The organism is Actinotalea ferrariae CF5-4 (genome assembly GCF_000603945.1).
GTDB lineage: Bacteria > Actinomycetota > Actinomycetes > Actinomycetales > Cellulomonadaceae > Actinotalea > Actinotalea ferrariae.
Window position 1 is genome coordinate 1 of the sequence record NZ_AXCW01000256.1, and the last position, 2,104, is coordinate 2,104.

Genomic DNA, 2,104 nt, shown 5'->3' on the forward strand with positions numbered 1-2,104 from the left:
CCCCGGCGCCCAAGCCGCGCGCCGCCGTCGTCGTCCGGCCCGCGCCGCCGGCCCGGCGGTCGTTCCGCGCGGTCGTGCTCGGGTCCTCCACGGGTGGTCCCGAGGCGCTGTCCCGGGTGCTGTCGAGCCTGCCGGCGCCGCTCCCCGTGCCGGTCGTCGTCGTGCAGCACATGCCGCCCGTGTTCACCCGCCAGCTGGCGGCGCGGCTCGACCGCCTCGGCCCGAGCACCGTGGTCGAGGCGTCCGGCGGCGAGGAGCTCACCGCGGGGCACGTGTACATCGCCCCGGGCGACCGCCACCTGCTGCTGGACCGGTCCGCCCACGGCGCCCGGACCCGCCTCGGCGACGGGCCGCCCGTCAACTTCTGCCGTCCCGCCGTCGACGTGCTGTTCAACAGCGCCGTCGAGGTGCTGGGCGGCGACCTGCTCGCCGTCGTCCTCACCGGCATGGGGTCCGACGGCCGCAGCGGGTGCGACGCCGTCGTCGCCGCCGGCGGCACGGTGGTCGTCCAGGACGAGCCGACGAGCGTGGTGTGGGGCATGCCGGGGTCGGTCGCGACCGCGGGTCTCGCCCACCACGTCGTCCCCCTGGGCGACGTCGCCGCCACCGTCACGCGGCTCGTGACGGCCGACGTGGCAGGAGCCCTCCGATGAGCCTGACCGCCGAGAGCTTCACCTTCGTCGCGGACCTGGTCCGCCGGCGCAGCGCCATCCAGCTCGACGCCGGCAAGGAGTACCTGGTCGAGTCCCGCCTCCTCCCGCTGGCGCGGGCCGCGGCCGCCGCCGACGTGGAGGCCTACGTCCGCGCGGTGCGCGCGACGAGCCACCCGGCGGCGCTCGAGGCGGTCGTCGAGGCGCTCACGACCAACGAGACGTCGTGGTTCCGGGACAACCAGCCCTTCCAGGCCCTCGTCGAGCACGTGGTGCCCGAGACGCTGGCCGCGAACCGGGCGTCCGGCGTCGTCGGGCCGCTGCGCATCTGGTCGGGCGCGTGCTCCAGCGGCCAGGAGCCGTACTCCATCGCGATGACGCTCACCGACGCCCGCCCGGGCCTGGACCTGCGCATCATCGCCACCGACCTGTCCGAGCAGATGGTCGCCCGCACGCGTGCCGGCCGCTACAACCAGCTCGAGGTCAACCGGGGCCTGCCCGCCCCGATGCTGGTCCGGTACTTCACGCGCAGCGGCGCCGACTGGGAGGTCGTCCCCGCGATCAAGGAGCGCGTCACGGTGCAGCGGCACAACCTGCTCGACGCCCCGCCGATCGGCGGGCCGTTCGACGTGGTGTTCCTGCGCAACGTCCTCATCTACTTCGACCTCCCCACCAAGCGGGACATCCTCCGCCGGGTCCAGCAGGTGCTGCGACCGGGCGGGTTCCTCTTCCTCGGTGCCGCCGAGACCACGATCGGCATCGACGACACCTGGGAGCGCGTCCCCGTGGGCCGCGGCTCCGTCTACCGGTCGACCTCACGGAGAGCAGCATGAGAGCCCTCGTCATCGACGACTCGCGCACGATGCGCCGCATCGTGTCCGGCGTCCTGCAGCCCCTGGGCTTCGAGACCGTGGAGGCGGCGCACGGCCGTGAGGCCCTCGACGTGCTCGAGTCCGGCACGCCGATCGACCTCGCGTGCATCGACTGGAACATGCCCGTGATGAACGGGCTGGAGTTCGTCACCGCCGTCCGGGAGAACCGGGAGTGGCGTGACGTCACGCTCATGATGGTCACCACCGAGAGCGAGACCGGCCAGATCGTCAAGGCGCTCGCGGCCGGTGCGCACGAGTACGTCATCAAGCCCTTCACCCCCGACGCCATCCGCGACAAGCTCCAGCTGCTCGGGCTGGTGCCCTACGAGGAGTTCGCATGAGCACCAGCACCAGCAGCACGGACGCCGTGACCGGCACCGCAGCCGGGCCGGCACCCACGGCCCACCCCTACGCGGACGCCTACCCCGACAGCGACCCCGTCCTCACCATCGCGGAGGAGGTCTTCACCGCGATGATCGACGGCGAGCCGGACCACCTGCGGCTGTGGGGCGGGCCGCTGCCGGACCCGGTCGAGCCGATGTACGCGTGGGTGGACGTGGCGGGCCCGGTGCCGGGCCGGGT

Annotated in this window: 3 protein-coding genes and 1 pseudogene; all 4 read left to right on the plus strand. The window is 73.7% G+C overall.

The window, feature by feature from the left end:
• A partial coding sequence (locus tag N866_RS15755; protein ID WP_281173265.1) for a chemotaxis protein CheB occupies nucleotides 1–653 on the plus strand: 653 nt, incomplete at its 5' end.
• On the plus strand, nucleotides 650–1,483 hold the full coding sequence (locus tag N866_RS15760; protein ID WP_034228095.1) for a CheR family methyltransferase: 834 nt from the start codon (nucleotides 650–652) through the stop codon (nucleotides 1,481–1,483). The genes N866_RS15755 and N866_RS15760, both read left to right, overlap by 4 nt.
• A complete protein-coding gene (locus N866_RS15765) occupies nucleotides 1,480–1,863 on the plus strand; it encodes a response regulator (protein ID WP_034228097.1) in 384 nt (127 codons plus the stop codon). The genes N866_RS15760 and N866_RS15765 overlap by 4 nt, the downstream gene beginning before the upstream one ends.
• Nucleotides 1,860–2,104: pseudogene (locus N866_RS15770) on the plus strand (hypothetical protein); the annotation flags it as partial. The gene N866_RS15765 and the pseudogene N866_RS15770, both read left to right, overlap by 4 nt.